This is a genomic window from Pseudomonas lalucatii, from assembly GCF_018398425.1.
GTDB lineage: Bacteria > Pseudomonadota > Gammaproteobacteria > Pseudomonadales > Pseudomonadaceae > Aquipseudomonas > Aquipseudomonas lalucatii.
On record NZ_JADPMV010000001.1, the window covers coordinates 811,374 to 837,460 of the forward strand.

Below are 26,087 nucleotides of genomic sequence, written 5' to 3' on the forward strand. Positions count from 1 at the left end.
GTTTGGTATACCTCGCCTCGACGCGCCAGCCAGATTACTATCCGTGCGCGATTTCCGCGCCGCGCCGGATTCAGGCGCGGGCGGCGCAGACAGCACTCAAGTTGTCAGATGACCGGCCGATGTCAGCAGCAGATGCCCGAAGGAGGTGAGGAGTACCATGCAGTTCTTCCTGTCCTGGAAACAGAAGTTTCGCTTGCTTATCGTGATTATGCTGCTCAGCCTGGCGCTGATGGCAGCCTCATCATTCTGGGCGAGCCAGCGCCTGAGCAACGCACTGCAGGCCCGCGAGAATGCCACCGCCTACGCCGGCGCCTCCTTCGCGCTGATGAACGATTGGCTGAAGCTGACCCCGCAGCGCCAGGCACTCACTCCCGAAACCAAGGATATCTTCCCCCAGCGCCTGAGCGCCCTCGACCAACGCACCGGACAGTTCGTCGCCCAGGCGCAGGCGCTGGGACACGGCGAGATCGCCGAGCGCGCCCTGCAAATCGAGCAGTTGCTGCGCAGCGACACTGAGTTGCAGCGGCAATGGCTGGCGCTGAGCGAACAACTCGGACTGAGCCCGCTCGAAGGCAAGCGCCTCGCCCTGGCGAGCGCCGCGGAGAAGCTCGAGTCGATCAACATCAGTCTGATCCGCCCTTTCATTGCCACCGCGCTCAACAACCAGCGCGACTACCTGGCCACCTTCGACAACAGCTACGCAGCCAAGACCGAGACGGCCATCGACGAGCTGCAGGCCGAGATTGACGAGCTGGACTGGCGCGATAACCAGATCGGCCAGTCCGTCGCCAGCTTCGCTGAGGCCTTCGCCCAGGCGCATGCGCTGATCCAGGAGATCAGCGATATAGGCACGCAACTGACCAGCCTGGGCTGGCAGATCGAACAGCAGGTCGAGGAGCAGAACCTCGAGCTGCAGGATGGCCTGCTCGCCAGCACGTCCCTCAAGGCGCAGCAGGTGCGCCGCTCCTCACACTGGATCATGGGCCTGAGCTTCGCCGGCGTCGCGCTGTTCCTGCTGCTGACCCTGAGCCAGGCCTCGCGCGCCCTGATGGCGCAGCTGAACGGCGTCACCCGCCTGCTCAGCCAGGTCGCTTCCGGCAACCTCACCGGCGCCCTGCCGGTCGGGCGCAACCCCAAGGATGAGTTCAACCAGCTGGGCGAGGCCTGCAACCGGATGATCCAGGGCATCGGTCAGATCGTCCGCCAGGTGATCGAGGCCAATCGCGAACTGGCGCAACTGCACAGCTACCTCAGCGAGGCCATGCGCCACCTGGGCGAGAACAGCAGCCAGGTGGAAGCACAGACCGAGCAGGCCGCCTCGGCCTCCCAGCAAATCTCGGCGACCGTCAACGAGATGGCGCAGCGCAGCTCGGACGTCGGCGGTGCCACCCAGGCTGCCTACGAATCGGCGCGCCAGGGCAGCCAAATCATCGGCGCCAGCGTCGCCAGCATGGGTCGGTTGTCGCAGCTGATCCAGGCGACCCACGCCCAGGTCGTCCAGCTCACCCAGTCCAGCGGCAAGGTGACCAGCATCATCGACGTGATCAACAGCCTGGCCGACCAAACCAACCTGCTCGCCCTGAACGCCGCCATCGAGGCCGCCCGCGCCGGCGACGCCGGCCGCGGCTTCTCGGTGGTGGCTGACGAGGTACGCTCGCTGGCGCAGAAGACCGTGGCGGCGACCACCGATATCGCGCGCATCGTCGACGAATTCAAGCAGCAGACCCAGAGCATGGACGAGCTGATGACCCGCGGGCTGTCCCTGGCCGCGGAGAGCGAGGGGCATGCCGGTCAGGTGGCCGGGGCCATCGAGAAGATCACCCAGTCGATGGAGCGGCTGACCGGCGAGATGAACCAGGTGGTGGTGGCCATCGAGGAGGTTTCCGCCACCACCGAGGACATCGCCGACAAGATGGAGGAGATCAACGTCCACACCGGTCAGACCAAGGGCCTGCGCCTGACACTGGCGCAGCACACCCAGGGCCTGTCCACCCAGGTCGACACGCTGAGTCGTAGCGCCCAACAGTTCCAGGTCGGCTGAGCGCATTCGCCGCGGACGCGCTCGCACGCTGGCGACGGCGGCGGTGCTGCCTGAATCCCCGCCCATGGCGGGCGGGTGGCGGGGCGCATAGCCGGCGCCTCGGCAAATGCATTAAAGTCTAGGCCGTCGCTGCGCCCGGCACGACGCGCCCCCTCCAGCAAAGAGCCCGACGATGGAACACCGTGAAGCGCTCGTCGCCCTGCGACACTTTCTTGCGAGCCAGATCCTCGGCCAGGAAAAACTCATCGAACGCCTGCTTATCGCCCTGCTCGCCGACGGCCACCTGTTGGTCGAGGGCGCCCCGGGCCTGGCCAAGACCAAGGCGATCAAGGAGCTGGCCGAAGGCATAGAGGCCGAGTTCCACCGCATCCAGTTCACCCCCGACCTGCTGCCCGCGGACATCACCGGCACCGAGATCTACCGCCCGGAAACCGGCAGCTTCGCCTTCCAGCAGGGACCGATCTTCCACAACCTGGTGCTGGCCGACGAGATCAACCGTGCCCCGGCCAAGGTGCAGTCGGCGCTGCTCGAGGCCATGGCCGAGCGCCAGGTCAGCGTCGGCCGCAGCACCTACGAGCTGTCGCCGCTGTTCCTGGTCATGGCCACGCAGAATCCGATCGAGCAGGAAGGCACCTACCCGCTGCCCGAAGCCCAGCTCGACCGCTTCCTGATGCATGTGCGCATCGGTTTCCCGGACGCCGCGGTGGAGCGCAAGATCCTCCTGCAGGCGCGCGGCGAGGCCCTGCACGGCGAGACCAAGCCGGAACAGCGGGTCAGCCAGCAGGCGATCTTCGTCGCCCGCCGCGAGATCCTCGGGCTGTACATGGCCGACGCCGTGGAGGAATACCTGGTACAGCTGGTGATGGCCTCGCGCACCCCGGCCAAGTACGACCTGGAGCTGGCCGAGTGGATCGCCTACGGCGCCAGCCCGCGCGGCACCATCGCCCTGGACCGCTGCGCGCGGGCCCACGCCTGGCTGGCCGGGCGCGACTTCGTCAGCCCGGAAGACATCCAGGCGGTATTGTTCGACGTGCTGCGCCACCGCATCATCCTGTCGTTCGAGGCGGAGGCCGCGGGCGTCGACCAGGATCGCGTGGTACAGCGTATTCTCGATGTGGTCGCCGTCGCTTGAGTCCCATGCAGGTCCTGCCGACGCAACCCGGGGTGCGGGTCAATCTCGCCGAGCTGATCGAGATGCGCCACCGCGTGCGCGAGGTCCAGCTGTTCTCCACCCCGGCGCGGCGCAGCCCGCTGATCGGCCTGCACCACTCGAAGCTGCGCGGCCGCGGCGTGGACTTCGACCAGGTGCGTGTCTACCAGTCCGGCGACGACGTGCGCAGCATCGACTGGCGGGTCACCGCGCGCACCCAGGAGCCGCACACCAAGCTGTTCCACGAGGAGCGCGAACGCCCCATCTATATTCTGGTGGAACAGAGCCCGCGGCTGTTCTTCGGCTCCGCGCTGGTGTTCAAGTCGGTGCTCGCCGCCCAGGCCGCCAGCCTGATCGGCTGGGCCGCGCTGGCCAACAACGACCGCATCGGCGGCCTGGTGTTCGGCAATCACGAACAGCACGAAATCAAGCCGCGGCGCAGCAAGCAGAGCCTGCTGCAACTGCTCAACCGCCTGGCGCGGGCCAACCAGGCGCTGCACGGCGATCAGCTGCCGCGCCGCGATGACCTCGCCCTGGCCCTGCGCCGTGCCCGTGAGGTGCTGCGCCCCGGCAGCCTGGTGGCGCTGCTGTGCGACGAGCGCAGCCTGAACGACAGCGGCGAGCAACAGCTGCAGCTGCTGGCCCGGCACACCGACCTGCTGCTGCTGCCGCTGTCCGACCCCCTCGACCACGCCCTGCCGGCCGCCGGTCTGCTGCGTTTCGCCGCGCAGGATGCGCAACTGGAACTCGACACCCACGACGCCGAGCTGCGCCAGAGCTATCGCGCCCTGGGCGAAGCCCGCCAGGCGCGCTGGCAGCGCCTGGCGCAGAAGCTCGGCGTGCCCCTGTTGCCGCTCAGCACCCAGAGCGAGCTGATCGAACAGCTGCGCCACCTGCTCAATGTGCACCAGCCGAGGAAGCAGCCTTGAACCCGCTGGACCAGCTCGAGCCGCTGATCGCCCCGGCCCCGGTCGGCTGGTGGCCGCCGGCCCCCGGCTGGTGGCTGCTCGCCCTGCTCCTGCCGCTGTTGCTCTGGGGCCTGGCGCGCCTGCTCAAACGCCTTGCACGCAACGGCGGCGCGCCGCGCACGGAGCAGCTCGACCCGCTGCGCCAGGCCGCCCTGGCCGAGCTGGAAGGGTTAGCCAAGCCCTACTACGGCGCCGAGGCCGGCCCCTGGCTGCAGCAGCTCAACGCCCTGCTCAAACGCCTGTGCCGCCAGCGCTACCCGGACAGCCACAGCCATACCCTGAGCAGCCGCGCCTGGCTGGCGTTTCTCGACAACCGTTGCCCGGCGGCCGGGCTGACCCGCTGGATGATCCTGGTCGAAGGCGCCTACCGCCCCCACTGCCGCCTCGACGACAAGGCCATCGACGGCCTCAACCAGGCCGTCGCCACCTGGATTCGCAAGCATGTTTGAATTCGCCTGGCCCTGGCTGTTCCTGCTTGCGCCGCTGCCCTGGCTGCTGCGCCTGGTGCTGCCGGCGGCCGACAGCGGTGAGGCGGCGCTCAAGGTCGGCTTTCTCGACGAACTCGAGGCCCTCGCCGGGCGCCGCGCCCGCGCACGCCTGCCGGCCTGGCGCCAGCAGGCGCCGTTCGCCCTGCTGTGGCTGCTCCTGCTCGGCGCCGCGGCCCGCCCGGAATGGGTCGGCGAGCCGCTGCCATTGCCGGCCAGCGGTCGCGACCTGCTGCTGGCGGTGGATGTGTCGGGGTCGATGGACTACGCCGACATGCGCTGGGAAGACCAGGAGGTCAGTCGCCTGACCCTGGTCAAGCAGTTGCTCGGCGATTTCATCGAAGGCCGCCGCGGCGACCGGGTCGGCCTGATCCTGTTCGGCAGCCAGGCCTACCTGCACGCCCCGCTGACCTTCGACCGCCGCACCGTGCGCATCTGGCTGGAGGAGGCGGTGATCGGCATCGCCGGCAAGAACACCGCCATCGGCGATGCCATCGGCCTGGCCGTCAAGCGCCTGCGCCAGCGCCCGGCCGACAGCCGCGTGCTGGTGCTGATCACCGACGGCGCCAATACCGGCGGCGAGATCGAGCCGATGACCGCCGCACGCCTGGCCGCCGAGGAAGGGGTGCGGATCTACCCCATCGGCATCGGTGCCGACCCGCAGCAAGGCGGCGTGCTCGGCCTGTTCGGCTTCAATCCGGGCCTGGACCTGGACGAGCCGACCCTGCACGCCATAGCCGAGGTCAGCGGCGGTGAATATTTCCGCGCGCGCAGCGCCGACGACCTGCGCCGCATCGAAGCCAGCCTCGACCGCCTCGAACCGGTCAGCCAGCAACCGACCCTGGCCCGTCCGGCACTGGCCCTGTACCCCTGGCCGCTGGGCGCTGCCCTGCTGTTCAGTCTGGCGTTGGTCATCGGCGAACAGGGCGCCGCCCTGGGCCGGCGGCTGCAATCACTGACGCCACGCCGCTGGCGGAAACAACCATGATCGAACTGTCGCCCACCGCCCTGTGGCCGCACTGGCTGCGGCCCTTCTGGTTGCTGCTGGTACCCCTGCTGGCCTGGCTGCTCTGGCGGCTCTGGCACCGCGAGAAACGCGCCGGCCGCTGGCAGCTGCTGCTGCCGGCGGCCTTCCACGCCGCCCTGCTCAGTGGCGGCCAGAGCCGCGCCAGCCGCCTACCCTGGGTGGCCCTCGGCCTGGCCTGGCTGCTGGCCGTGCTGGCGCTGCTCGGGCCGAGCTGGCAGCGCCTGGAGCAGGACACGCTGAAGCCGGCCGACCCGCTGGTGGTGCTGCTGGAGCTGACGCCGGCGATGCTCGCCGGCGACGCCTCGCCCACTCGCCTGGAACAAGCCAGGCGCAAGATTCTCGACCTGCTCGAAGCCCGCCAGGATGCGCAGACCGCGCTCGTGGTCTACGCCGGCAGCGCCCACACCCTGGTGCCCCTGTCCGACGACCTGGCCACCAGTCGCAACCTGCTGGAAGCGCTCAAGCCCTCGATCATGCCCGAACCGGGCCGGCGGGCCGACCTGGCCGTGGCGAAGGCCCTGACGCTGCTCGAGCAAGGCGGCCAGGGTCAGGGCCGCCTGCTGCTGATCGGCAGCGCCCTGGATGAGCGGGAGCGCCAGGGCATCGGCGAGGCACTCGAGGACCGCCGCGAGCGCTTGCACATACTCGGGGTCGGCACACCCCAGGGTGCCCCCATCGTTCAGCAAGACGGCAGCTTCCTCAAGGATGCCCAGGGCGCCATCCTCATCCCGCGCCTGGACAGCGCCGCCTTCAGCCGCCTGGCCCGGGAGGTCGGCGGCGCCTACCGCAGGCTCCGCCTGGACGACGGCGACCTGCGCAGCCTCGGCCTGCTCGACGCCCCCCGGCAGTTGCGCGACGATGGCGATTCGGTACCGCTGCAGGCCTGGGCCGACCAGGGACACTGGCTGCTGCTGCCGCTGCTGCTGCTGGCCGCCTGCGCCGGACGGCGCGGCTGGCTGTTCTGCTTGCCGCTGTTGCTGCTGGCAGTGCCCCAGAGCGGCCTGGCGGCGCCCCTGGACGACCTCTGGCTGCGTCCCGACCAGCAGGGCCGGCGCCTGCTCGAGGCCCAGCGCCCGGCCGAGGCCGCCCAGCGTTTCGACGACCCGCAGTGGCAGGGCCTGGCCCTGTACCAGGCCGGCGACTACGCCGCCGCCGCCGAGCGCTTCGCCCAGGGCGATAGCGCCGCCGCCCATTACAATCGCGGCAACGCCCTGGCCCGCAGCAACGAACTGGAAGCCGCGCTGGACGCCTACGAGCGGGCCCTGGAGCTACAGCCGGAACTGCCCCAGGCGCAGAAGAACAAGGCGCTGGTCGAGCAACTGCTGTCCCAGGGACAAGAGCCGGCGCGCGCCGAAGAGCCGGACAACTCCGCGCCCCAGGACGAGCAGGACGCGACCGCGCCCTCCGGGGCCACCCCGCCCGAGGAGCGCCCCGGCAACCCGTCCCCCGGACAAGCACCCCCGGCGCTCCCCAGGAGCCCGCGGGCGAGGAACGGCCCGGCCCCGGAGACGACGGCGCGCCGCCCCCGGAGCCACCCGCCGCGCCGGGCGCCGACGAGCAGCTGATCGCCGCCGAGCAGGCCCTCGACGGCGAGCGCCGCCAGGCCCTGGAACAATGGCTGCGGCAGATTCCCGACGACCCGGCGGAACTGCTCAAGCGTAAATTCTGGTATCAACAGCAACAGCGTCAGGAACAGATCCGATGACCCGCCTGCTCTGCACCCTGCTCCTCGCCCTGCTCGCCCTCCAGGCCCGCGCCGAGGGCCTGAGCGCCAGCGTCGACCGCACCCGCCTGAGTGCCGGCGAGAGCGTCGAGCTGACCCTGGAATCGAGCGACGTGACCCAGTTCGGCAAGCCCGAGCTGGCGCCGCTCGAGGAGCTCTTCGAGGTCCTCGGCACCCGCCAGTTCAACCGCTTGAGCACCCTGGACGGCGAGTCGCGGGCGACCACCCGCTGGGTCATCACCCTGCAGCCCAAGCGCAGCGGTTACGTGGTGGTGCCGCCTCTGCGCCTGGGCGAGATGCGCAGCCAGCCGATCACCCTGCACGTGCAGGAACCCGCTGCCGACACGGGCGGCAGCCAGATGGCGCCGGTGTTCATCGACGCCAGCCTGGACCAGGAAAGCGTCTATGTGCAGGCCCAGAGCGTGCTGACCCTGCGCATCTACCATTCCGTGTCGCTGTACGACGACAGCAGCCTGACCCCGCTGGAAATGGCCGAGGCCCGGGTCGAAGCCCTGGGCAAGCCGCAGACCTACGAGAAGGACATCAACGGCATCCGCCATGGCGTGATCGAATTGCGCTACGCGATCTTCCCGCAGCGTAGCGGCGAGCTCAGCATTCCCTCGCAGGTGTTCACCGCCACCCTGGTCGACCGCTCGCGCAGCGGCGACTACCAGCCGTTCGGCCCGCGCCCGGGCAAGGTGACGCGGGTGCGGTCGCCGCAGATCCCCCTGCAGGTCAAGGCCAAACCGGCCGGCTATCCGAGCGATGCGCCCTGGCTGCCCGCCCGGGCGCTGAGCCTTCGCGAGGCATGGAGCCCCGAGCCGCAAGGCGCCAAGAGCGGCGACTCGCTGACCCGCAGCCTGACGCTCAAGGTCGATGGCCTGTCCAGCGCCCAGCTGCCGCCCCTGCCGGCCACCAGTGTCGAGGGCCTGCGGCGCTACCCGGATCAACCCCAGCTGGACAATAAGGCCAGCGAACGCGGCCTGCTCGGCAGCCGCGAAGAGCGCGAAGCATTGGTCCCCAGTCGCAGCGGGCAGTTCGCCCTGCCCGCGGTGGAGGTGGTCTGGTGGAACACCCAGGAGGACCGCCTGGAACGCAGCAGCCTGCCGCCCCGTACCCTGGAGATCGCCAAGGACCCCGGCCTGGAGGTCGAACCGCTGCCCTCCGAGGTAGCGGCCCAGCCCCTGGAAGACGGCGCCGCGCTCTGGCCCTGGCAGCTGAGCAGCGCGCTGCTCGGCCTGACCACCCTGCTCGGCTTCGCGCTGTGGTGGCACGCCCGGCGCCAGCCCGCGGTGCTGCGCGGCAGCCAGGCCGGCCCCAGCCCCCGCACCCTGCTCGACGACCTCAAGCGTGCCTGCCTGGCCAACGACCCCCACGCCAGCCGCCATGCCCTCGACGCCTGGGCGCGCCAGCAACCCGAGACCCTGGCCGAGATGACCGCCCGCTTCGTGCCGCTGTCCGATGCCCTGGACGGCCTGAACAGCGCGCTGTACAGCGAAGCCGGCGAGCATTGGCAGGGCGAGGGGCTCTGGCAGGCCATCGGCAGCCTGCCCACGCCGCCGGGCAATGGCGGCCCGGCGGCGGCGGAAGCCGGTCCCCTGCCGCCGCTGTACCCGCGCTAGCCGAACGAGGGCGTCTGGGCGAACGCCCACGCACGCCACGCAGTCGCCCACCGCCCAGCAACCGCCAGTGCACGTGGCCCCTCCAGCGGCAGCAACGGCAGCCTGGCTCCGAAACACGCCAGCGGACCGACACTTACCAGGCAAAAAAAACGCGGCCCGTGGGCCGCGTCTCGCTCTGCTTGCCGGGATCAGGCCGGGGCCACTGCCAGTGCCTTGGCCCGCAGCTTCTCCGGGTTGATCAGGAAGCGTGCCAGGGCCGGCAGCAGCCAGACCGCACCGAGCATGTTCCAGAGGAACATGAAGGTCAGCATCAGGCCCATGTCGGCCTGGAACTTGATCGCCGAGAAGATCCAGGTGGCCACGCCGATCGCCAGGCACACGCCGGTGAACAGCACCGCCTTGCCGGTCGACTTGAGGGTCTCGTAGTAGGCTTCCTGCAGCGACATGCCCTGGCGCAGGTAGGCCTCCAGGCGGCTGTAGATGTAGATGCCGTAGTCGACCCCGATACCCACGCCGAGGGCGATCACCGGCAGCGTGGCGACCTTCACGCCGATGTCCATGTAGGCCATCAGCGCGTTGCCCAGCACCGAGGTCAGCACCAGCGGCAGGATCACGCAGAGGGTGGCGGCGATGGAGCGGAAGGTCAGCAGGCACATGAAACTCACCGCCGCGTACACCGCGACCAGCATGGTGGTCTCGGAGGCGGCGATCACCTCGTTGGTGGCCGCCTCGATGCCGGCGTTGCCGGCGGCGAGCACGAACTGCAGGTTATCCGAGCTGTTCTCCTTGGCGAACGCCTCGGCCACCTTGACCACCCGCTCCAGGGTTTCGGCCTTGTGGTCGTTGAGGAACACCAGTACCGGCGCCACCGAGCAGTCGGCGTTGTACAGGCCTTCGGCCCGGGCGATGGAGTTGTTCAGCACGTCCTGGTTGCGCGACAGGGTTTCCCATTTCAGGTTGCCCTCGTTCATGCCCTTGATCACCTGGCGCGACACCGTGACCATGGAAATCGCCGACTGCACGCCCTCGGTGTTCTCCATCTGCCACATCAACTCGTCCATGGCGGCCATGGCCGGGTAGGTCGAGCAGCGCTCCGTGGCGGTCTTGGCCATCACCACCAGCACGTCGGAGCTGGTCGAGTAGTTGCGGATGACGAAGTCGTTGTCCAGGTTGTAGCGCGAGTCCGGGTGCAACTCCGGGGCGCCCTGGTCGAGGTCGCCGATCTTCAGGTTCTGGCCGTACCAGATGCCGCCGCCGAAGGCGCCGAGGGCGATGACCACGGAGATCGGCGCGACCATCGGGTGGGCGAAGTTGGAGATCAGGCGCCACAGAGGGTGATCCTTGGCGGCCTCCTCGCGACTCTTCTTCACCGCGCGCTGGCCGATGCCGACATAGGAGATCAGCACCGGCAGCAGGATCAGGTTGGTCAGGATGATCACCGCCACGCCCATGGACGCGCCGATGGCCAGCTCGCGGATCACGCCGATGTCGATCAGCAGCAGGGTGACGAAGCCCACGGCGTCGGACAGCAGCGCCACCAGCCCGGGAATGAACAGTTGGCGGAAGGCCATGCGCGCCGCCGACAGGGCATCGGTCGCCTCGCCCGAGGCCATGGCGATGCCGTTGATCTTCTGCACCCCGTGGGAGATGCCGATGGCGAACACCAGGAAGGGCACCAGCATCGAATAGGGGTCCAGGCCGAAGCCCAGGGTGTGCAGCAGGCCGAGCTGCCAGATCACCGCGACCAGGGTGGTCACCACCACCGCCAGGGTGCTCTTCACGCAGTGGGTGAACCACAGCAGCAGGACGAAGGTGATGCCGATGGCCACGGCGAAGAACAGCGCCACGCCGATCAGGCCATCGATCAGGTCGCCGACCTTCTTGGCGAAGCCGATGATGTGCACCTTGACGTCGGGGTTCTGCGCCTGGAACTTCTCGCGGATCTTTTCCTCCAGTTCATGGGAGAACTGCTGGTAGTCCAGGCGCACCAGACGGCTCTGGTCTTCGGGGTCCGGATAGGACTCGAGCAGCGGCACGTCGACGATGCTCGACTTGAAGTTGTTCGCCACCAGGCGGCCGATCTGCCCGGACTTGAGGATGTTGCTGCGCAGCTCCTCCAGGCTCTCGCCGGAGCCATCGTAGGTCTGCGGAATCACCTCGCCGCCGGCGAAACCTTCCTCGGTGACCTCGGTCCAGCGCACGCTGGGGCTCCACAGCGACTTCAGGCCGGAGCGGTCGACCCCGGGGATGTAGAAGACCTCGTCATGGATCTGCCGCAGGGTCTCCATGTACTCCTTGCTGAAGATGTCGCCCTCGACCGCTTCCACCGAGATGCGCACGGTGTTGCCCAGGTTGGCCAGGTCGTTGCGGTGCTCGAGCATCTTCTGGATGTAGGGATGGCCCAGCGGGATCATCTTCTCGAAGCTGGTCTGCGGACGCACCTGCGCCGCCTGGTAGAACAGGAACAGGCTGATCAACAGGCACAGCAGAATCACCGCCGGGCGGTTGTTGAAGATCAGGCGTTCGAGGAGCGACGCAGGTTGGTGTTGATGCTTACTCATGCGGAGGCTCCCGGCTTATTGTTGTGGACCCAGTTCGGCACCGGTCGGCGTGGCGGCATGCACGCCGCCCTGCCCCACCAGCACCAGATTGCCGTTGTCCAGTGCGGTGACCCCGGCCAGGGACAAGCGGTCGGGGCGGTTGGTCAGGCTGAAACTGCGGCCGCTGTCGCTGCTCTTGAGCACGGTGCCGCCATGCCCGACCACCACGATCGAGCCGTCGGCCAGGCGGCCGCCGTCGGCCAGGCCGAATTCCAGCGGACCGTTGTTCGGAGTGTCGATTTCGATCTGCTGCCAGCTGTCGCCGAAGTCGACGGAGCGGAACAGGTGACCGCGCAGGCCGTAGACCAGCAGGCCGCCCGCCTCGCCGGTGTCCAGGGCGCCGAACAGCGAACCCTCGTACGGCCCCTGCAGGGTCTCCCAGCTCTGCCCCCCGTCGCGCGAGCGGAACATCGCGCCCAGCTCGCCGACGATGAACAGGCCGGAATCCTTGACCTCGACGATGGCGTTGAGGTGATAGCCGTCCTCGTTGTCCATGCGCTCGCTGACGTCCTCCCAGCTCGCTCCGCCATCGCGGGTTTCCAGCAGCGCGCCGTAGGCGCCGATGGCCAGCCCCTGGTTGCGGTCCTTGAACCAGAGGTCGAGCAGCGGCGCCTCGCGCTCGCGGTCCTCGAACTGCTTGACCCAGGTCGCACCGCCATCGCGGCTGGCGAGGATCAGGGCGTCGTGGCCGACGGCCCAGCCGTTCTGCTCATCGACGAAGAACACCGCGGTGAGCATCTGCCGCGTCGGCACCTTGGCCTGGACCCAGCTGCTCGCATTGTCATCGGAATAGAGGATGTGGCCGCGGTCACCCACCGCGACCAGGCGCTTGCCGGCCCGGACCACATCCAGCAGCAGGCGCTGCGCGGCCTTCGCCGACTCGATGGCGTAGCGGGTAGCGGGTTCGGCGGCCTGCGCCGGCGCAGGCAAGGTGGAAAGCGTCAGAATGGACAGCACACTGCACAGCGAGAGCACTCTGGCCAGCGGCGAGTGGACGCGCAGCGCCGACATAGACGACAGCCGCGCAACATGTCCGGTGTGGGTGCGCCGCATGACGGGCTCACTCATAAACCTTCCCCCTTGTTGTTATAGGTGGTCCTGCCTGTTGGCAGGCGCCTATGCTACTGAGCTTTGGAAAGGCCTGACAATCGGCGCGTCGTTATGTTTTGTTAAGGGAAACCCCCGTGATTGACGGCCCACTCGACCCGCTGATGCAAAAAGGCCGCTACTTTTGTAGCGGCCTTCGCCTGACACTACGGGAGATTAGCGGGTACCGCGCCGACGCAGGGCGGCCGGCTTGAAGTAGCCGTCGTCCGGAATCGGCTGGCTGAAGTCGATGGTGCTCGACTCCTCGTTGTCCAGGTTCTGCACGTGGTAACGACGCGCCTGCAGGTCATGGAACACATCCAGCGCGGACCAGGTGGTCGGCAGGTCGTAGTAGTTCTTCAGGTAGGCCAGCGATACGCGCCACAGCTCGCCGCGACCGTCGTACTGGTCGACCACGGCGGCCTGCCAGCTGTCCTCGTCGAGGTACAGGGTGCGCTTGGAGTAGATGTGCCGCGCGCCGGACTTGAGCGTACCCTCGACCACCCAGACGCGGTGCAGTTCGTTGCGGGTCAGCGCCGGATTGAGGTGGCCCACCTGCAGCAGGTCGGCGTACTTCACGTCCGGGCTGGTGACGGTGTAGTTGTTGTAGGGGATGTAGATTTCCTTCTTGCCCACCAGCTTCCAGTCGTAGCGGTCCGGCGCACCGTTGAACATGTCGGTGTCGTCGGCGGTGCGCAGGCCATCGGCGGCGGCGATCGGCGTGTCATAGGCCAGGTTCGGGGCACGGCGCACGCGGCGCTGACCGGCGTTGTAGCCCCAGGCCTGGCGCGGCTCCTTGACCTGGTCCAGGGTCTCGTGCACCAGCACCGCGCCACCGGCCAGGCGCGCCGGGCTCTTGGTGAAGGACAGGTAGTAGAACATGATGTTGTTCAGGTCGGCGTACGAACCCTGGGGGGCGTAGAACTTGAACATGGCCTCCTGCTGCGAGGTCACCAGGGAGTAGCTGCCGTTGCGCTGCACCGCCACTTCCGAGGCACGACGCACGATGTAGCTGCCACGGTAGCGGGCGATATGGTTCCACAGCGCCTCGACGCCATTCTGCGGAATCGGGAAGGGGATGCCGCCGTAGGCATCGGAGAAACCGTTGCCGCCGTCCAGCAGCTTGGCGCTGGCGGCGTTCTTGATGCTGTTGTCGTACACCCACTGCGGCGCGGAGCCGGAGCGACGGCTCTGGTACACCGGCATCTGGTAGCTGCTCGGGTAGGCGTTGAACAGGGCGATCTGACCCGGGGTCAGGTTGTCCTTGTACTGTTCCAGGTTGGACTTGCTGATGGTGAACAGCGGCTTGTCGCCGGCGAAGGGGTCGACATGGTGCTGGCCCGGCTTGCTGTAGCCGGCCGGGGCCTGGGTGATCCCGCCGGTCCACTCGGGAATGGTGCCGGCGGCATTGCCCGCCTTCTCGGCGCCGAAAGGCGTCAGGCTGGCGCCCAGCTTGGCCGCCTCCTGCGGCGCCACTGCCGCCAGCGCGCTGCCGGCGGACAGCGCCAGGACAACGGCGGCGCCCATCAAGGTGTGCTTGTTCAGCATCGTATTTCTCCGTAATCAGATTGCGCCGGGCACCTGGCGGCACCCGTAAAATTTCTCGTTAGGCCTAGAAGGAGTACTTGACGTTGACGCCGATGTTGTCGCGGTCGCGCGTCGAGTTGTTCTGCCCGGCGCCATAGAACTCGGTGTACTGCAGCTCGGCCTCCAGGCTGTTGAGGTAGCTGGCGCGCAGGCCGAGGGTGTAGGCCTTGCGCCCCTCGATGAAGTTGCCGGTCTGGTGCGAGTTGCCCTCGAAGTCGTGCTTGTACACGGCGAATGGCGACAGGTTGACCCCGGCGTAGACGTCGTTCCAGGTGCCCGACAGCATCAGGGTGTAGCCATAGGCGTTCTTGTTGACCTGGTCGTCGCGGTCGAAGCCCGAGACATAGGCGCTGTTGGGGCGGCCGGAGTAGTAGCGGGTGCCGTTGCGCGAGTTGTACTGCAGGTCGCTGCCGCGCAGGTGCTCGGAGGCCAGCTCGGCGACGCCGAACAGCGAGTCGAAGCCCAGGGTCGGGCCGAAGTTGTAGATGCTGCCCAGGGAGGCGTTGAAGGCCTCGACGCGCTCGGCGTTGCTGATGGTGTCAGTCAGCACCACGCTCTGCCCGCCGATGTTCACCGTCTGCCCGGCCGCCATGAAGGCCGCCTGGCTCAGCAGGTCGCCGAGCAGGTCGTTGGTGGTGGCGATGCCCACCGGCAGGTTCGGCCGGTAGGACAGCTCGCCGAACACCGAGGCCTCGCCGACCGTGGTGTTGAAGCTCATGCCATACATGCGGATGTCTTCGGCGTATTCCCGACGGCCGATGACGTTGTTGGCCAGATCGACCGCGGCAGCGCCGCCCACCGCGCTGTTCACCGCGCCGCTCAGGGCGCCGGCATAGGCGGCGGCCAGCGCGGGGTTGAGTGCGGGGTTGGCGATCACCGCCTGCAGGGTGGCCAGCGGCACGCCGGCCTGGGCGGCGACCGCCTGCTGGACCTGCGGCGTCAGCGCCGGTGTCACCGCGGCACCGATCGCCGCCGGATTCAGGCCGGCGAAGCTGTCGTCCACCTCGGCGAAGATGGTCGGCTCCTTGGCGTGGTAGTTGACGAAATAGAACCCGAACTCGGTGGAGTTCAGCTCCTCGGCGATATAGCGGAAGGCCACGCCGAACTGGCCGTCGTTGCGCGCGTTGATGTCGCCGCCGATGCTGGCCACCTTAAAGGTGCCGTTGCTGTCGAAGAACTCCGTGCCGCCCAGACCGCCGACGTTGCCCGCTACCAGCCCCTGGTACAGCGGCTGCAGCGAAGCCAGCGCGGGCTGCTCGGTGTAGGCGGTATTGCCGCCATCGGCGAACAGGTCGGTCTCGGAGAAGTAGGTGCCCACCGGATCGATGGCCGATTCCTTCCAGTTGAACTGGTAGAAGGTCTCCATCGACAGGTTGTCGGTCAGGCCGATGTTGAAGTTCAGCGCCTCCACCGGCACCAGCACTTCCTTCAGTTCCGAGCCCGGCAGGCGGAACTTGGCGGCGTCCACCGGGTTGGTGGTGTTGATGCCGCCGCGGTAGAAGATGCCTTCGCCCCAGTTGAACACCTGACGGCCCAGGCGCGCGGTCAACGGCATCTCGCCGATATCCCAGTTGCCGTACACGTAGGCGTCGAGGATCTGCGCGTCGCGACCGGCCTTGTGACGGGTCGCGGAGGTGAAGTGATCGTCGTGCGGGAAGCTCTGGCTCGGCTGCACCGGATCGTTGGCGCCGAGATAGTCGTTGCGCTTGTCCATGATCTGGGTGTCATAGAACGCGCTGCCGCGGATGAAGGCCCCGTAGTTCTGGTAGGTCACTTCCAGGTCCGAGGTGATCTTGAACACCTCGGAGACCAGGCCGGTGTCGAAGTTGCGATTGCCGTCGTTGGTGTTGATGTCGTTGTTGCTCTTGTCCTGCCCTTGCACGCGCCAGAGCTGGCCATAGGAGACGGTGGTATCGATGGAGCCGGCGATCTCGTTGTCGGCGAAGCTGAACTCCACCGCCTGGGCCTGGGCGGCGACCAGCAGCGGCAGGATGCCGGCAAAGGCGAAGCCGGCCTTGGCCGGCGCAAAACGCAACAGGGGCTTGCGGGCATTGATTTCCATCGAGACTTCACTCCGTGGGCAGATCGTTGTTCTTTTCGCACCCCTTCAGCGGGGCACGGCACGGCCGTACTGACGACGGCCTCGGTCGGTTGGCAGGAAACTCCCCCGCGCGCTCACGCGCTGCCCAGCGCACGACATGCACCAATACGGGGGCAAAACCTCGGCGGTTATTGCAACCATGGTGCCAAATCAAACGGTCGTATAAAGATCAGGAAGCACCCCGCACACGATCCGCGCGAGCCACTTTGTGACTGGTCAGCCACTGATCGATGACAATGAGTCTCATCGAGAAACGCGCGATCCTGTCCTACGATCCGACAGCATCTGTCACTCCTTCTTGCGATAGACAGGCGCCATGCACCCGCCCTTGCGGGCAGAGTCAAGGCCCCCTGCGCTATCTAAAGTGAGAAAGCGCATAAGAAAGGCGGTTTAAATTTCTACAGGTAACAAAAAAGTGTTACCCGCCTGGACAGGTAACACTTTTAGGGTGGCGCTGTAGTAGTCGAGCCTCTGGGGCCCTCTCAAACGCTGCAAATACCAGATTCAGCTCATTCAGTGCCGGTCGGCGTTCGCGTTCGCGTTCGCGACTCTTCAGCCTGTAACCCAACTTGGTCAGCACTTTCCGTGCATCCGCCATCGCATGCGGGTCGATCTCGCCCCCCAAGCAGGACGGGTTACGGATAGCACAGCGCCAAGATGAGCCAGGTCGTTGCCTGCAGTCCGAGGCCGGACGCCACCACCCTCGTCACTCATACGCCATAGGGCATAGTCCACCAGCACCTGAGCGCTCACCCGGCGATCCTCGCACTCGCCCAGATAGGTCTTGGCGATAGCCTCGAGAGTCGCCTTCTTGGTCTTGCCGATAGGCCTGGCTTTGCCTCACGATCATAGAGGCCACAGTGGTGCCCGAGCGATTCGCCCGCTCGATAGCACCTGGCGCGTCTCGGTCGCGCGACGCCTGGCCCAGGCTTGCGCGGCCTGCTTGCGGGCGAAAGTCCGCGCTCTTTCGGGCTCGAATGGTTGCCACAGTGGTACGCCCTCCTGGCCGGTGGCACAAGCGATCCTAGCGGTGGTATCGCCGGCTCGAGAAAAACGTTATGCCCCCCCCCGAAAACACGGCGGAAACGCGACCAGCCCAATGCCTCTAGAATCAGCCTCAACACCAGAAACCACGCGCCCTTCCCTGTCTCGCCGCTTCTCCGTAGCGCCGATGATGGACTGGAAGGATCAAAGCCTCTAAGGGCTGGAAATACTGGGCTGCAGGCTTATCCTCTGCCGGCCTCGTACCACCCTTGTACCACCGAGCTGAGATTCCCGCCCTTTACCGCTATTGGCTCCAGCGAAGTATCACTACAGTTACACTGCCTATAGATGTGCTAACCCGCCCCCCGAGGCCGAGCGAGGGACGAGTTAGCGACATGTCAGGCCTTAATCGCCAGTCCGAACTCGGCGCACGCATCCTGCAGCCACAACCAGATGTAATCGGCGAAGCTGCGGCGCACCAAGAGCTCCCAGGTGTCCTCGCCGGTTCGGCGGATCACCAGCTGGGACTTGGCAAAGACAGTACCGACGGCCTTGCCCACCGGGAAGTTGCGCGGGTGCACGTCGTAGGAGCTGGACTTCATCAGCACTTCGCGAGCCTTGGGGCCGCTCAGCTCGACAATGGTCTGGCCGCCACTGACGTTGACCACCTGGTGATGGTGCCCTGCCAGGCCAGCACGCAGCTTGCTCTCCACTTCGAACTCGGAGCCGCCGGGCACGATCAGCAGCCACTCGTCCGGGCCCAGCCATTGCAGCGAGGTCTCGCCGTCGGCCACCAGGGTCAGCGCGCTCGGCAGCTCCAGGCCCAGGGCCTTGTGCACGGCAGCGGAGAACGTGGAATCGTGGCCGTCGCCACGCAGGATCAGGTGGCCGAGCAGTTTCTTCTCGCGCAGGATCACCCCGGCGCTGCTCTTGCCCTTGCGTGCCAGCTCGTCGAGACCGGCGTGGAACAGCGGGGACTCGGCCTTGCCGGCATCGGGGCGCTGCTTGTAGACGTTGATCGCGGTCATGTTGTTAACCTGTCGCTAATGTCTGTTGACCTGGAGGAGCCGGTTGCCCGGCTCCTCGGGTTGGGTGCCGAAGGCTCAGATGTTCTGACGATCGCCTTTCGGGTCGTAGAACACCGGGCTGCAGATCTCCGCCTCGATCACGCTGCCATCGACCAGCGGTGCGTAGACCTTCTCGCCCATGCGCTTGAGACCGCCCTTGACCAGGGCCATGGCGAAGGAGTAGCCCATCGCCGCGCTCATGTAGCTGGAGGTCACGTGACCGACCATGGTCATGGGGATCGCCTGCTTCGGATCGAACACCAGCTGCGCGCCTTCCGGCAGCACCTTGTTCGGATCGACCGGCTTGAGGCCGACCAGCTGCTTGCGGTCTTCGCGCAGGCAGTCCTCGCGGTTCATGCCGCGCCAGCCGATCCAGGAGAACGGCTTGGTGCGACCGACGCACCAGCCCATGCCCAGATCGTCCGGGGTCACCGAACCGTCGGTGTCCTGGCCGACGATGATGAAGCCCTTCTCGGCGCGCAGCACGTGCATGGTCTCGGTGCCGTAGGGGGTCAGGTTGTACTTCTTGCCCGCCTCGGCGATCTGCTCCAGCACGCCCATGGCGTAGTCGGCCTGGACGTTGACCTCGTAGCTCAGCTCGCCGGTGAAGGAGATGCGGAACACCCGGGCCGGCACGCCGCCGACCTTGCCTTCCTTCCAGGTCATGAACGGGAAGGCGTCCTTGTCCAGGTCGATGTCGGTGACCTCGGCCAGCAGCTTGCGGCTGTTGGGGCCGGACAGGGTCAGGGTCGCCCAGTGGTCGGTGACCGAGGTGAAGTACACCTTCAGCTCCGGCCATTCGGTCTGGTGGTAGATCTCCAGCCATTCCATCACCCGACCGGCGCCACCGGTGGTGGTGGTCATGACGAAATGGTTGTCGGCCAGGCAGGCGGTCACACCGTCGTCGAAGACCATGCCGTCTTCCTTGCACATCAGGCCGTAGCGCGCCTTGCCAACATCCAGCTTGGTCCAGGCGTTGCTGTACACACGGTTGAGGAACTCGCGCGCATCCGGGCCCTGGATGTCGATCTTGCCCAGGGTCGAGGCATCGAGGATGCCGACGCTGTCGCGCACGGCCTTGCACTCGCGGGCCACGGCGGCGTGCAGGTCCTCGCCGTTCTTCGGGAAGTACCAGGGACGCTTCCACTGGCCGACGTCCTCGAACTCGGCGCCGTGCTTCAGGTGCCAGGCATGCAGCGCGGTGTAGCGCTTGGCGTCGAACAGCTCGCCGCAGTTGCGCCCGGCCACGGCACCGAAGGTCACCGGGGTGTAGTTCGGGCGGAACATGGTGGTGCCCATCTGCGGGATGCTGATGCCCATGGAACGGGCGGCGATGGCCAGACCGTTGATGTTGCCCAGCTTGCCCTGGTCGGTGCCGAAGCCCAGCGCGGTGTAGCGCTTGACGTGCTCGACCGACTCGAAGCCCTCGCGGGTGGCCAGTTCGATGCCGGCCGCGGTGACGTCGTTCTGCAGGTCGACGAACTGCTTCGGCGCCCGCGCGGTGGACTTGTCGTGGGGCACCTGGAACAGCGCGACGGCCGGCTCCTCGGTGCGCTTCTCGGTCTTCGGCAGGCTGCCGCTGACGGCCTTGAAGCCCGCTTCGGCGGCGGCCGAGGCGCCGGCCTCGAAGCCGTCGGCCAGGGCGTCGCCGAGGGCGAATACGCCGTTGACGGCGCCGGCGCACAGGCGCTTCTGGAAACCTTCACCCGGGACGAAGGCGAGGATGTCTTCGCGCCAGGTCGGCTTGCCGCCCAGGTGCGAGGCCAGGTGCACCACCGGGCTGTAGCCGCCGGAGCTGACGATCAGGTCGCAGTCCAGCACCTCACCGGGGCTGGTGACCTTGTGCTTGTTCAGGTCGATGGCGCAGATGCGCGCACCGGTCACCCGCTTGCTGCCGCGGGCCTCGACCACGGCACTGCCGGTGAGGATACGCACGCCACGCTTGCGCGCTTCCTCGACCCAGGCACCGCGCGGGTTGGGCCGCGCATCGGCGACGGCGACCACCTGCTGGCCGGCGTCCAGCCAGTCGAGCACCACGCGGTAGGCGTAGTCGTTGTTGGTCGACAGCACCAGCTGGCGGCCCGGCGCCACGCCGTAACGGCGCACGTAGGTGGACACCGCGTCGGCCAGCATGTTGCCCGGCACGTCGTTGTTGGCGTACACCAGCGGGCGCTCGTGGGCGCCGGTAGCCAGCACCACGCGCTTGGCCCGCACGCGGTGCATGCGCTGACGCACCTGGCCCATGGGGGCGATCTCGCCGAGGTGGTCGGTGAGGCGCTGGTGGATGGTGAGGAAGTTGTGGTCGTGGTAACCGTTGACCGTGGCCCGCGGCAGCAGGGTGACTTCGCTCATGCCCTGCAGCTCGGCGATGGCCGCGGCGGCCCAGTCGGCGGCCGGCTTGCCGTCGAGGGTCTCGCGGGTGGCCAGCAGGCTGCCGCCGAACTCTTCCTGCTCGTCGGCGAGGATCACCCGGGCGCCGCTGCGCCCGGCGGCCAGGGCCGCGGCCAGGCCGGCGGGGCCGGAGCCGACCACCAGCACGTCGCAGTGCTGGTTCATGTAGTCGTAGCTGTCCGGGTCGTTCTCCCGCGGCGCACGGCCCAGGCCGGCGGCCTTGCGGATGTACTTCTCGTAGGTCAGCCAGAGGTTCTGCGGGTACATGAAGGTCTTGTAGTAGAACCCCGGCGGCATCATCTTGCCGCCGACCTTGCCGAGAATCCCCATCAGGTCGTTGTTGACGTTCGGCCAGCCGTTGGTGCTGGTCGCCACCAGGCCGCTGTACAGCGCCTGCTGGGTGGCGCGCACGTTGGGGATCTGCGCCGCCTCGGTGGAGCCGATCTGCAGCACGGCGTTGGGCTCTTCGGCGCCGGCGGCGACGATGCCGCGCGGACGCGAGTACTTGAAGCTGCGGCCGACGATGTCGACGCCGTTGGCCAGCAGCGCGGCGGCCAGGGTGTCGCCGGCGAAGCCCTGGTAGCTCTGGCCGTTGAACGTGAAGGTCAAAGGCTGGCTGCGATCGACGCGCCCGCCCTGGGAGAGACGATTGACCTGGCTCATACGGTTGCTCCTTGGCCGGCAGTCTTCTTCGCGGCGACGCTGGCCTCAGTCACGCTGGGGCGCTCGCCGATCTTGTAGGTCTCGAGGATTTCGTAGCTCACCGTGTGGCGAGTGACGTTGAAGTACTTGCGGCAGCCGGCGGCGTGCACCCACAGCTCGTGGTGGATGCCGCGCGGGTTGTCGCGGAAGAACAGGTACTCGCCCCACTCCTCGTCGGTGCAGGCATTGGGGTCCAACGGGCGCGCGATGTGCGCCTGGCCGCCGGCGTGATATTCCTCTTCGGAACGCAGCTCGCCACAGTGGGGGCAGAAGATATGCAGCATGGTCGGTACCTCCAGAAAACATTCCTCCCTCTCCCACCGGGAGAGGGGGCCAATATCAGTGCGCCACCCCGGCCGCGCCGTGTTCGTCGATCAGCGCGCCATTGTGGAAGCGCTCGATGGCGAACGGCTTGGCCAGCGGGTGCATCTCGCCCTTGGCCAGGCTCGCGGCGAACACGTGGCCCGAGCCCGGCGTCGCCTTGAAGCCGCCGGTGCCCCAACCGCAGTTGAAGAACAGGTTCGGCACCGGGGTCTTGGCGATGATCGGGCAGGCGTCCGGCGTGGTGTCGACGATGCCGCCCCACTGGCGGTTCATGCGCACCCGCGAGAGGATCGGGAACAGCTCGACGATGGCCTGCAGGGTGTGCTCGATGGTCGGGTAGGAACCGCGCTGGCCGTAGCCGTTGTAGCCGTCGATGCCGGCGCCGATGACCAGGTCGCCCTTGTCCGACTGGCTGATGTAGCCGTGCACGGCGTTGGACATGATCACGCTGTCGATGATCGGCTTGATCGGCTCGGACACCAGCGCCTGCAGCGGGTGGGATTCGAGCGGCAGGCGGAAGCCGGCCAGCTTGGCCATGTGCCCGGAGTTACCGGCGGTGACCACGCCGACGCGCTTGCCGCCGATGAAGCCGCGGCTGGTCTCGACGCCGATGCACACACCGTTTTCCTTGCGGAAGCCGATCACTTCGGTCTGCTGGATCAGGTCCACGCCCAGGGCGTCGGCGGCGCGGGCATAGCCCCAGGCCACCGCATCGTGACGGGCGACGCCGCCGCGACGCTGCAGCGAGGCGCCCATCACCGGGTAACGGGTGTTCTTGCTGCAGTCCATGAAGGGAATCAGTTCCTCGACCTGCTTGGCGTTGAGCACCTCGCCGTCGATGCCGTTGAGGCGGTTGGCGCTGACCCGGCGCTCGATGTCGCGCATGTCCTGCAGGGTGTGGCCGAGGTTGAAGACGCCGCGCTGGGAGAACATGACGTTGTAGTTGAGGTCCTGGGACAGGCCTTCCCACAGCTTCATGGCATGCTCGTACAGCTGCGCCGACTCGTCCCACAGGTAGTTGGAGCGCACGATGGTGGTGTTGCGCGCGGTGTTGCCGCCGCCCAGCCAGCCCTTCTCGATGACCGCGACGTTCTTCACGCCGAACTCTTTGGCCAGGTAGTAGGCGGTGGCCAGGCCGTGGCCGCCACCGCCGACGATGATCACGTCGTAGACCGGCTTGGGCGTCGGGTTGCGCCACATGCGCTGCCAGTTCTCGTGGTGGCTGAAGGAATGCTTGAGCAGGCCGAAGCCGGAATAACGTTGCATAGGGATGCTCCTGAAATCTGTTCCCCGGGCCCTCCGCGAGGAGGGCTAGGGTTGAGGGAACGCTTGCGGGCCTTGGCGTGGCTGCTGCCCGCCGCCTCCCTCATCCGCCCGGCGGACTCGGCGCCCGCCGGGAAAGGGAAAACTCAACGATAGACCGGGTAGTCCGCGCACAGGCCAGCGGCCAGCTTGGCGACCTGGGCCTCGACGTCGGCGTCGCCGAGGTGGTCGAGGACGTCGCAGATCCAGCCGGCCAGGGCGACGCACTGGGCCTCCTTGAAGCCGCGGGTGGTCACCGCCGGGGTGCCGATGCGCAGGCCCGAGGTGACGAACGGCGACTGCGGGTCGTTCGGCACCGAGTTCTTGTTCACCGTGATGCCGACGCGGCCCAGGGCGGCGTCGGCGTCCTTGCCGGTCAGGCCCTGCTTGATCAGGCTGAGCAGGAACAGGTGGTTGTCGGTGCCGCCGGAGACCACGTCGAAGCCGCGCTCGATGAACACCTTGGCCATGGCCTGGGCGTTCTTGATCACCTGGGCCTGGTACTCCTTGAACTCGGGCTCCAGGGCCTCCTTGAAGCACACCGCCTTGGCGGCGATCACGTGCATCAGCGGGCCGCCCTGGGCGCCGGGGAACACCGCGGCGTTGAGCTTCTTCTCGATCTCCGGGTTGCTCTTGGCCAGGATCAGGCCGCCACGGGGGCCGCGCAGGGTCTTGTGGGTGGTGGTGGTGACCACGTCGGCGTAGGGCAGCGGGTTCGGGTACAGGCCGGCGGCGACCAGGCCGGCGACGTGGGCCATGTCGACGAACAGCAGCGCGCCGACCTTGTCGGCGATCTCGCGGAAGCGCGGGAAGTCCAGGGTCTTGGAGTAGGCGCTGAAGCCGGCGACGATCATCTTCGGCTGGTGCTCCACGGCCAGGCGCTCGACTTCGTCGTAGTCGATCAGCCCGGTGGCGGTGTCCAGGCCGTACTGCACGGCGTTGTACAGCTTGCCGGAGGAGCTGACCTTGGAACCGTGGGTCAGGTGGCCGCCGTGGGCCAGGCTCATGCCCAGAATGCTGTCGCCCGCATTGAGCAGGGCCAGGTACACGGCGCTGTTGGCCGAGGAGCCGGAGTGCGGCTGGACGTTGGCGAAATCGGCGCCGAACAGCTGCTTGGCGCGGTCGATGGCCAGCTGCTCGACCACGTCGACGTGCTCGCAGCCGCCGTAGTAGCGCTTGCCCGGGTAGCCTTCGGCGTACTTGTTGGTCAGGCCGCTGCCCTGGGCCTGCATGACGCGCTTGCTGGTGTAGTTTTCCGAGGCGATCAGCTCGATGTGGTGCTCCTGACGCGCTTCTTCGGCGTTCATCGCCGCCAGCAGTTCGTCGTCGTAGCCTTGGATTTGATCTTGTTTGCTGAACATCGCTGATCTCCTGCGACAGAGTGAAGTCGCTCTTGTTGGTATAGGGCCGCCCTGCGCCCGCACGGATTAACTCCCGTCCCCTGCCCCGACGCCCAAGGTGCCTTATAGGGCGCGGCTAGGCGGGGAGCTGGATGGCTAGGACTTGCTGCGATGGATTGTGCGAAATGGCCCGGGGCGCCGTTTGTTCATTTCCGACGCGAAAATGTTCGGCTTGCCCGGCCGATGCGTGCACCACCGATTGCCGAAACAGCCGCTGCAGACGGCTCAAAGTAGCGCCTTGGGAATGATCGATAGGCGCTGGAATGAGTGTAAAATCGACCGCTGGCTGGCCGTTTCAGGCAGCCCAAGAACAACAAGAGCCTCAGTAGACTCCCTTGCGCCTGCGTGCATTGCGCGAAAGGGCGACAGCTACTGCAGTGGAGGTTTTTCAAGTGGCGCAAACGTCAAATACATTGAAGCCGGTCGAAAGCCCGCTCAGGGGGGCGCCGGAACCTCGAGTGAAAACCTTTGGCTTCCTGCTTACCCCCAACTTCACCACCATCGGCTTCGCCTGTGCGATAGAGACCCTGCGCATGGCCAACCTGGCCGCCCGACGCACCCTCTACCGATCGCTGCTGATCGCCACTGACCACGAACTGGTGCGCGCCAGCAACGGCATGTGCGTGGTACCCGATCACTCGATCGCCGATGCGCCGGAATTGGACGCACTGTTCGTGGTGGGCTCCAACCCGATTCCGAGCAAGCACGACCGCAACCTGCTCAACTGGCTGCGCAAGCTGGCCCACCAGGACGTGCCGCTGGGCGGCATCTGCACCGGCAGTCACCTGCTGGCCAGCGCCGACCTGCTGAAGGGCCACCGCTGCACCATTCACTGGGAAGACATCGAGCAGCTCAAGGAGAAGTTTCCCGGGATCATCATCTCCAACCAGCTGTTCGAGTTGGACCGCAACCGCTACACCTGCTCCGGCGGCACCGCCTCCATGGACATGACCCTGCAGCTGATCGCCCGCGAACCCGGTGGCGCGGAGATTGCCGAGCATGCTGCGGAGCTGCTGCTGTGCGATCGCATGCGTGGCTCCCGCGAGCAGCAGCGGGTGCCGCTGCGGCAAAAACTCGGACACGCCCAGCCCAAGCTCAGTCAGATAGTCGCGATCATGGAGGCCAACCTGGAAGAGCCTCTGGAGCTGGAAGAGCTCGCCCAGCTCAACGAGGTGTCGGTGCGCCAACTGGAGCGACTGTTCCACAAGTACCTGGAGCGCAAGCCCAGCCAGTACTACCTGGAGCTACGCCTGAACCGCGCCCGTGATCTGCTGCTGCGCACTGACGCTCAGGTGCGCGACATCTCCCTGTCCTGTGGCTTCGCTTCACCGGCGCACTTCTCCAAGTGCTACAGCCGCCTGTTTGGCCATTCTCCGCGTGACGAACGCAAACAGAGCGCACTGGGATAGCTCTTGAGGCAGCGGATAGCGCCGAGTCATATCTCGCTCACCAAACCTAATTCCTCGCCCCAACCTCGCCTTCATGGCCGGCGCCCTTGCGCAGAGACCGCAAAACGCAAAAGGGCCA

The 26,087-nt window shown here is 67.1% G+C and carries 16 protein-coding genes and 2 pseudogenes; 8 read left to right on the forward strand and 10 right to left on the reverse strand.

The features are described 5' to 3' along the window. Positions 1–157: 157 nt before the first annotated feature. The 7 genes and pseudogenes from I0D00_RS03495 (at position 158) to I0D00_RS03525 (ending at position 9,016) form a co-directional block, all read left to right on the forward strand. Positions 158–2,041, forward strand: coding sequence for a methyl-accepting chemotaxis protein (locus tag I0D00_RS03495; RefSeq protein WP_213638367.1), 1,884 nt, complete (start codon positions 158–160; stop codon positions 2,039–2,041). Positions 2,042–2,213: 172 nt separating this feature from the next. Continuing rightward, positions 2,214–3,173, forward strand: a complete 960-nt coding sequence (locus tag I0D00_RS03500; protein ID WP_213638368.1) for an AAA family ATPase — start codon at positions 2,214–2,216, stop codon at positions 3,171–3,173. Between the two features lie 5 nt (positions 3,174–3,178). Then, complete coding sequence (locus I0D00_RS03505; RefSeq protein WP_213640209.1) at positions 3,179–4,120, forward strand: DUF58 domain-containing protein; 942 nt, start codon at positions 3,179–3,181, stop codon at positions 4,118–4,120. After that, the gene (locus I0D00_RS03510) at positions 4,117–4,608 is read left to right on the forward strand and encodes a DUF4381 domain-containing protein (protein WP_213638369.1); all 492 of its coding nucleotides are present in this window, start codon (positions 4,117–4,119) and stop codon (positions 4,606–4,608) included. Before I0D00_RS03505 ends, I0D00_RS03510 begins: the two co-directional genes overlap by 4 nt. Beyond that, positions 4,601–5,632: a vWA domain-containing protein gene (locus I0D00_RS03515; protein WP_213638370.1), complete on the forward strand. Its 1,032-nt coding sequence runs from the start codon at positions 4,601–4,603 to the stop codon at positions 5,630–5,632. Before I0D00_RS03510 ends, I0D00_RS03515 begins: the two co-directional genes overlap by 8 nt. Next, positions 5,629–7,376, forward strand: a pseudogene (locus I0D00_RS03520) (VWA domain-containing protein). The gene I0D00_RS03515 and the pseudogene I0D00_RS03520 overlap by 4 nt, the downstream one beginning before the upstream one ends. After that, complete coding sequence (locus I0D00_RS03525) at positions 7,373–9,016, forward strand: BatD family protein (protein ID WP_213638371.1); 1,644 nt, start codon at positions 7,373–7,375, stop codon at positions 9,014–9,016. The pseudogene I0D00_RS03520 and the gene I0D00_RS03525 overlap by 4 nt, the downstream one beginning before the upstream one ends. 188 nt (positions 9,017–9,204) lie before the next feature. Here I0D00_RS03525 and I0D00_RS03530 read toward each other — a convergent pair whose 3' ends face one another. The 10 genes and pseudogenes from I0D00_RS03530 to glyA form a co-directional block, all read right to left on the reverse strand. Then, positions 9,205–11,577: an efflux RND transporter permease subunit gene (locus I0D00_RS03530; RefSeq protein ID WP_213638372.1), complete on the reverse strand. Its 2,373-nt coding sequence runs from the start codon at positions 11,575–11,577 to the stop codon at positions 9,205–9,207. A gap of 15 nt (positions 11,578–11,592) precedes the next feature. Continuing rightward, entirely contained in the window at positions 11,593–12,684 is a 1,092-nt protein-coding gene (locus I0D00_RS03535; RefSeq protein ID WP_246533166.1) for a WD40/YVTN/BNR-like repeat-containing protein, read from the reverse strand. Positions 12,685–12,879: 195 nt separating this feature from the next. Beyond that, positions 12,880–14,250 (reverse strand): DUF1329 domain-containing protein, encoded by a 1,371-nt coding sequence (locus I0D00_RS03540; RefSeq protein WP_213638373.1) that lies wholly within the window; start codon positions 14,248–14,250, stop codon positions 12,880–12,882. A gap of 64 nt (positions 14,251–14,314) precedes the next feature. Next, a complete protein-coding gene (locus I0D00_RS03545) occupies positions 14,315–16,351 on the reverse strand; it encodes a DUF1302 domain-containing protein (protein ID WP_213638374.1) in 2,037 nt (678 codons plus the stop codon). Between the two features lie 502 nt (positions 16,352–16,853). Continuing rightward, a pseudogene (locus I0D00_RS21420) lies at positions 16,854–17,380 on the reverse strand (site-specific integrase); the annotation flags it as partial. A 392-nt stretch (positions 17,381–17,772) separates the two neighbouring features. After that, the gene (locus I0D00_RS03550) at positions 17,773–18,402 is read right to left on the reverse strand and encodes a sarcosine oxidase subunit gamma (RefSeq protein WP_213638375.1); all 630 of its coding nucleotides are present in this window, start codon (positions 18,400–18,402) and stop codon (positions 17,773–17,775) included. A 75-nt stretch (positions 18,403–18,477) separates the two neighbouring features. Beyond that, the gene (locus I0D00_RS03555) at positions 18,478–21,495 is read right to left on the reverse strand and encodes a sarcosine oxidase subunit alpha (RefSeq protein WP_213638376.1); all 3,018 of its coding nucleotides are present in this window, start codon (positions 21,493–21,495) and stop codon (positions 18,478–18,480) included. After that, positions 21,492–21,818 carry a sarcosine oxidase subunit delta gene (locus tag I0D00_RS03560; RefSeq protein WP_213638377.1) on the reverse strand — a complete coding sequence of 109 codons (327 nt, stop codon included), beginning with the start codon at positions 21,816–21,818 and terminating at the stop codon, positions 21,492–21,494. Before I0D00_RS03560 ends, I0D00_RS03555 begins: the two co-directional genes overlap by 4 nt. A 55-nt stretch (positions 21,819–21,873) precedes the next feature. Further along, positions 21,874–23,124: a sarcosine oxidase subunit beta gene (locus I0D00_RS03565; protein WP_213638378.1), complete on the reverse strand. Its 1,251-nt coding sequence runs from the start codon at positions 23,122–23,124 to the stop codon at positions 21,874–21,876. A 143-nt stretch (positions 23,125–23,267) separates the two neighbouring features. Then, positions 23,268–24,521, reverse strand: a complete 1,254-nt coding sequence (glyA, locus tag I0D00_RS03570; protein WP_213638379.1) for a serine hydroxymethyltransferase — start codon at positions 24,519–24,521, stop codon at positions 23,268–23,270. Positions 24,522–25,018: 497 nt separating this feature from the next. On the opposite strand from glyA, the gene I0D00_RS03575 reads away from it, so the two are divergent. Further along, a complete protein-coding gene (locus tag I0D00_RS03575; RefSeq protein WP_338050383.1) occupies positions 25,019–25,969 on the forward strand; it encodes a GlxA family transcriptional regulator in 951 nt (316 codons plus the stop codon). Positions 25,970–26,087: the final 118 nt, after the last annotated feature.

What these genes read in the sequence shown, in the direction of transcription:
- I0D00_RS03560 (WP_213638377.1), bottom strand. Translation starts at nt 21,818, where the DNA reads ATGCTGCATATCTTCTGCCCCCACTGTGGCGAGCTGCGTTCCGAAGAG.
- I0D00_RS03550 (WP_213638375.1), bottom strand. Translation starts at nt 18,402, where the DNA reads ATGACCGCGATCAACGTCTACAAGCAGCGCCCCGATGCCGGCAAGGCC.
- I0D00_RS03530 (WP_213638372.1), bottom strand. Translation starts at nt 11,577, where the DNA reads ATGAGTAAGCATCAACACCAACCTGCGTCGCTCCTCGAACGCCTGATC.
- I0D00_RS03495 (WP_213638367.1), top strand. Translation starts at nt 158, where the DNA reads ATGCAGTTCTTCCTGTCCTGGAAACAGAAGTTTCGCTTGCTTATCGTG.
- I0D00_RS03500 (WP_213638368.1), top strand. Translation starts at nt 2,214, where the DNA reads ATGGAACACCGTGAAGCGCTCGTCGCCCTGCGACACTTTCTTGCGAGC.
- glyA (WP_213638379.1), bottom strand. Translation starts at nt 24,521, where the DNA reads ATGTTCAGCAAACAAGATCAAATCCAAGGCTACGACGACGAACTGCTG.
- I0D00_RS03535 (WP_246533166.1), bottom strand. Translation starts at nt 12,684, where the DNA reads ATGAGTGAGCCCGTCATGCGGCGCACCCACACCGGACATGTTGCGCGG.
- I0D00_RS03545 (WP_213638374.1), bottom strand. Translation starts at nt 16,351, where the DNA reads ATGGAAATCAATGCCCGCAAGCCCCTGTTGCGTTTTGCGCCGGCCAAG.
- I0D00_RS03505 (WP_213640209.1), top strand. Translation starts at nt 3,179, where the DNA reads ATGCAGGTCCTGCCGACGCAACCCGGGGTGCGGGTCAATCTCGCCGAG.
- I0D00_RS03515 (WP_213638370.1), top strand. Translation starts at nt 4,601, where the DNA reads ATGTTTGAATTCGCCTGGCCCTGGCTGTTCCTGCTTGCGCCGCTGCCC.
- I0D00_RS03565 (WP_213638378.1), bottom strand. Translation starts at nt 23,124, where the DNA reads ATGCAACGTTATTCCGGCTTCGGCCTGCTCAAGCATTCCTTCAGCCAC.
- I0D00_RS03525 (WP_213638371.1), top strand. Translation starts at nt 7,373, where the DNA reads ATGACCCGCCTGCTCTGCACCCTGCTCCTCGCCCTGCTCGCCCTCCAG.
- I0D00_RS03555 (WP_213638376.1), bottom strand. Translation starts at nt 21,495, where the DNA reads ATGAGCCAGGTCAATCGTCTCTCCCAGGGCGGGCGCGTCGATCGCAGC.
- I0D00_RS03540 (WP_213638373.1), bottom strand. Translation starts at nt 14,250, where the DNA reads ATGCTGAACAAGCACACCTTGATGGGCGCCGCCGTTGTCCTGGCGCTG.